The organism is Nocardioides sp. P5_C9_2, from assembly GCF_054049555.1.
Genome location: NZ_JBFUMD010000285.1, coordinates 1 through 5,132, shown reverse-complemented (window position 1 = coordinate 5,132; position 5,132 = coordinate 1). Strand labels below are relative to the sequence as shown.

General features: G+C 72.2%; 4 protein-coding genes. 2 read left to right on the top strand and 2 right to left on the bottom strand.

The genetic code is table 11. The annotated features are described in order from the left end of the window. On the bottom strand, window positions 1-1,913 hold a 1,913-nt coding region (locus ACXJKL_RS14060), incomplete at its 3' end, for an SNF2-related protein (RefSeq protein ID WP_457207665.1). A 54-nt stretch (window positions 1,914-1,967) separates the two neighbouring features. Beyond that, window positions 1,968-2,588, bottom strand: a complete 621-nt coding sequence (locus ACXJKL_RS14055) for a cob(I)yrinic acid a,c-diamide adenosyltransferase (RefSeq protein ID WP_457207664.1) — start codon at window positions 2,586-2,588, stop codon at window positions 1,968-1,970. 188 nt (window positions 2,589-2,776) lie between these two features. Here ACXJKL_RS14055 and ACXJKL_RS14050 point away from each other — a divergent pair, with 188 nt between their 5' ends. Next, window positions 2,777-3,085: an STAS domain-containing protein gene (locus tag ACXJKL_RS14050; RefSeq protein WP_457207663.1), complete on the top strand. Its 309-nt coding sequence runs from the start codon at window positions 2,777-2,779 to the stop codon at window positions 3,083-3,085. 149 nt (window positions 3,086-3,234) lie between these two features. Then, window positions 3,235-5,132 (top strand): protein meaA (locus tag ACXJKL_RS14045; RefSeq protein WP_457207666.1); only part of this gene is annotated, 1,898 nt, incomplete at its 3' end.

Here is a 5,132-nt window from a genome sequence, read left to right as displayed (position 1 = left end):
CACCGGGAGATGGCGTGCTGCACGAGCGCGAGCACCTGCAGCGTCTTGCCCAGGCCCATGTCGTCGGCCAGGATGCCGCCGAGGCCGTGCTGGTGGAGGAMCGCCAGCCACCAGAAGCCCTCCAGCTGGTAGGGCCGCAGGGACGTGGTGAGACCCACCGGCTCCGGCTGCGGGATCTCGGTGAGGTCGCGCAGCGCGACCGCTCGCTCCACCCAGGTGGCAGCCTGCGCGTCGACGACCCCGAGCTCGGTGAGCTCGGCCCACACGCTCAGGTCGGAGCTCCCCACGCTGACCCGGCCGTCCTCGCCGTCACGCAGCTGGGCGGCGGCGGCCACCACCTCGTGGAGCCGGGCGAACTCGGGGCGGTCGAGGGCGACGTACAGGCCGCTGGGCAGGACCAGGAACTCGTCGCCACGCGTCACGGCCGCGAGCACGTCGGGCAGGGGGACCTGCTCGCCGTCGATGCTGACGTGGACCTCGAGGTCGAGCCAGTCGGTGTGGTCGGGCTGGTCCTCGGCCAGCGTGAACGCGATCTCCGGGGCACTCGTGGACTCGCGGAAGTCGGGCGGCTCCACCTCGACGACCGTGACGTCGGCCAGCGTGCCGAGGTGGGGGAGGTCGTGGAGGGCGAGGGACAGGGCGTCGCCGCCGCTGACGGAGGTGGCCCCGGCCAGGTGCTCGGGCACGGTCGCGAGGATGGCGCGCTCGGTCTCGGGGTCCCGCACCCCCGCAAGGGAGTCCGCGGAGGACAACGTGCACCGGGCCTCGCCGTAGGCCCACTGCCAGTCGAGCCCGGCCCGCGTCGAGGAGTGCCAGGCGACCGTCACCAGGAGGACGGGGCGTGGGGGAGCGGGCACCTCGAGCGAGCCGTCCGACGACACCACCTCCACCTGCCGGGCCAGGGGCCGCACGGCATCGAGGAACGCGTCGACCTCGGCCTCGTCGACCAGCACCGCGGGTCCCACGAGAAGCTCCCCCAGAGCGTCGTGCATCGGCTCCGCGAGGTCGGCGAGCAGGACGTCGTCGCCCTCGACCAGCGCCAGCGAGGTGGCGGGTCGCCCGATCGGGGTCACCCGATCACCGCGCCAGCGACGGTCGTCGACCTCGACGAACACCTCGAAGGCCACCGTGTCGTCCCGGCGGGTCAGGTCGGCCAGGAGCCGGGCCGGGCCGGCGCTCAGCGAGACGGAGGCGACACCGGGACCCGGCAGCAGCACGACGCCGGCGGCCACGGCGGCACGCAGACCCGGCACCAGCCGGTCGCCGTAGTCGTCCAGCATCGGCGACGCGCCGGCCACCAGGTAGGTGTGCCGGCCGAGGAGTCCCCGGTGCAGCGCCTGCAGCGCCTCGGCCTGGGCCGGCACGAAGCGGCTGGAGGACACCTGGCCCGAGAGGTCGGGCCACTCCGCGCCGCTGCGCACCCACCCTCGGCGCGCCCCCGGGCGCATCGGGCGCATCGAGAAGTCACCCGCGGCCCCGCGCGACCAGCGGGTGGCCGGGCGGCGCGACACCTCGAGGCCCAGCGCGGTCCCGGCGAGCGTCGAGTGGGCACGCTTGTCCAGCTCCGAGCTGAGCCGCGCCAGCCGTTGGCGCCACTCCGGGTCCGGTGGGGCCGGAGCCGACCCGCGCAGGCACAGCGCGACCGCGGCGCCGTGCTTGCACAGGCGCGCGACCGGGCACGAGCAGGCCGTGAACACCCAGTCGGACGCCTCGTTGACCTCGGCGTGGAACTGCACCCGGTAGGGGATCGGGGAGCTGCCCCACACCTCGGCCGAGGCGGTCAGGCTGGTGGAGGTCTCGTGCACGGCCGCGAGGTCGAAGACCTCGTCGAGGTAGCCGTGGGCGCGGGCCAGGGTGCCCGGGTCGAAGAACCGGGCGAGGTAGTCATCCGTCAGGGCGTCKCGGATCTCCATGGCCCCGTCATCGTGACACCGGTCGCCGACATTCCGCAGCCGCCGTCCACAGGGTCAACGAGGGCTGTCGCCCTCGCCACCGCCCTCGCCCCCGTTGGCGTCACCACGCTCGCCACCCGGCACCCACAGCACGTCGCCCTGCTCGCGGTTCGCGTGCCGGGCCAGGATGAACAGCAGGTCCGAGAGCCGGTTGAGGTAGGTGACGGCCAGCTGGTTCATCGACCCGGCGTGCTCGGACCACGCCGCCCATGCGGACCGCTCGGCGCGTCGTACGACGGTGCGCGCGACGTGCAGGTGTGCCGCCCCCGACGTGCCGCCGTTGAGGATGAACGAGCGCAGGTTGGGCAGCTGCTCGTTGTAGTGGTCGCACCAGCCCTCCAGCCGGTCGATGTAGTCCTGCTGGATGCGCAGCGGCGGGTACTCCGGGTCCGGGACCACGGGCGTGCACAGGTCCGCGCCGACGTCGAAGAGGTCGTTCTGCACGTGGGTCAGCACCGCGACCACGTCGGCGTCGAGGTCGCCGAGGGCCAGGGCGAGGCCGAGGTGGGCGCCGGCCTCGTCCACGTCGGCGTACGCGTGCAGGCGCGAGTCGGTCTTGGAGGTCTCGCTCATGTCGCCGAGCCGGGTGGTGCCGGCGTCGCCGGTGCGGGTGTAGATGCGGGTGAGGTTGACCATGCCGCCGACCCTACTGATCCCGGCTCGGGGCGACTCCGCCACCTGACTCCGCCGCCCGACACCACCGCCAGTCACCGCCGCCGAAAGGGGGAGGTGTCGGTGCAACCAAATCGGGTACAACTGCGTCATAGTGAGTGCCACGTCACAGTCTGGGAGTGCCGGCGGCACCGACAGAGGGGGAGACATCGATGGACATCACCACGGACGGTCCCGTCCTGATGTTGCACGGTGACTTCGACGTGCGCAGCACGTGGGAGGTCCGGGCCGCGATCTACGACCACCTCGAGGGCCTCGGCGAGGACATCGTGGTCGACCTCGGCGACGTGCAGAACATCGACGCCACCGCCCTGCGTGTCCTCGCGGTCGCCACCCGCCAGGCCTGGCTCAACGGCCACCACCTGACCGTGCGCAACTGCGGTCCCGCGGTGCGCCGGATGATGCACCTGACCCGGCTGGCCCGGGCGATCGAGGTCGAGCGGTCCATCGCCTCCGCCTGATCTGCCCCTCGGGGTGGGGTTGCTCACATTTCCAGCCGGTGACTCACCGGTAACCGCGGGCCTACATTGACCCCATGACTGACTCCGAGGTCCAGGTCCCGTCGGCGGCGCCCGAGGCGGCCCGCCCCGCCAAGGACCGTCCGTGGGTGATGCGCACCTATGCCGGTCACTCCACGGCCGCGGCGTCCAACGCGCTGTACCGGACGAACCTCGCCAAGGGCCAGACCGGTCTCTCGGTCGCCTTCGACCTGCCGACGCAGACCGGCTACGACCCGGACTCCCCGCTGAGCCGCGGCGAGGTGGGCAAGGTGGGCGTGCCGGTCCCGCACCTCGGTGAGATGCGCAAGCTCTTCGAGGACATCCCGCTGACCGGGATGAACACCTCGATGACCATCAACGCGACCGCCATGTGGCTGCTCGCGATGTACCAGGTCACCGCCGAGGAGCAGAACGGCCTCACCGCCGACTCGAGCCCCGAGGAGCGCAGCGCGGTCGCCCACCAGCTCGCCGGCACGACCCAGAACGACATCATCAAGGAGTACCTCTCCCGCGGGACCTACGTGTTCCCCCCCGAGCACTCCCTGCGCCTGATCGGCGACATGATCGCCTACACCGTCCACGAGATCCCGACGTGGAACCCGATCAACATCTGCAGCTACCACCTGCAGGAGGCCGGCGCGACGCCCACTCAGGAGCTGGCCTACGCGCTGTGCACCGCGATCGCGGTCCTCGACCAGGTCAAGGCGTCCGGGCAGGTCGACGAGGCGGACTTCGAGAAGGTCGTCGGGCGCATCTCGTTCTTCGTCAACGCCGGCGTCCGCTTCGTCGAGGAGACCTGCAAGATGCGGGCCTTCGTGCAGCTGTGGGACGAGATCACCCGTGAGCGGTACGGCGTGCAGGACGAGAAGATGCGCCGCTTCCGCTACGGCGTCCAGGTCAACTCGTTGGGCCTGACTGAGGCCCAGCCGGAGAACAACGTGCAGCGCATCGTGCTGGAGATGCTGGGCGTGACGCTGTCCAAGAACGCCCGGGCCCGCGCCGTCCAGCTCCCGGCGTGGAACGAGGCCCTCGGCCTCCCGCGGCCGTGGGACCAGCAGTGGTCGCTGCGCCTGCAGCAGGTGCTCGCCTTCGAGTCCGACCTGCTCGAGTACGACGACATCTTCGACGGCTCGCACGTCATCGAGGCCAAGGTCGCCGAGCTCGTGGGCAGCGCCAAGGCGGAGATCGACCGCGTCCAGGCGCTCGGGGGCGCCATCGCCGCCGTCGAGTCCGGCTACATGAAGCAGGCGTTGGTCAGCGCCCACGCCGCCCGTCGCGCGCGGATCGAGAACGGCGACGAGATCATCGTGGGGGTCAACAAGTACGACACCACCGAGCCGTCGCCGCTCACCGCCAACCTCGACGAGGCCATCATGGCCGCCGACCCGGCCGCCGAGCAGTCCGCGCTCGACTCCGTGGCCGCCTGGAAGGAGCAGCGGGACGAGGCCGCCGTCGCCCGGGCTCTGGCGACGCTCGCCGCGGACGCGAAGACCGACACGAACCTCATGCACGCCACCCTCGCCGCCGCCCGGGCGGGCGCGACGACGGGGGAGTGGGCCGGCACGCTGCGCGAGGTCTTCGGCGAGTTCCGCGCGCCGACCGGCGTGAGTGGCGCCGTCGGGGTCGCGGAGGCCGGCGCCGAGCTGGCCGCGGTCCGCGAGAAGGTGCGTACGACGGGCGAGGAGCTCGGCGGCCGCCTGCGCCTGCTGGTCGGCAAGCCCGGCCTCGACGGGCACTCCAACGGCGCCGAGCAGGTCGCCGTACGCGCGCGCGACGCCGGCTTCGAGGTGATCTACCAGGGGATCCGGCTCACCCCGGACCAGATCGTCGCGGCGGCGGTCGCCGAGGACGTGCACTGCGTCGGGCTCTCGATCCTGTCCGGCTCGCACATGGAGCTGGTCCCCGACGTGCTCGACGGCCTTCGTGCCGCGGGCCTGGAGGACGTGCCGGTGATCGTCGGCGGGATCATCCCCGAGTCCGATGGCAGGCGCCTCGTCGAGCTGGGGGT

Excerpts from the sequence above, each read along its gene's own strand:
- ACXJKL_RS14050 (WP_457207663.1), top strand. The coding sequence starts at position 2,777 with ATGGACATCACCACGGACGGTCCCGTCCTGATGTTGCACGGTGACTTC.
- ACXJKL_RS14055 (WP_457207664.1), bottom strand. The coding sequence starts at position 2,588 with ATGGTCAACCTCACCCGCATCTACACCCGCACCGGCGACGCCGGCACC.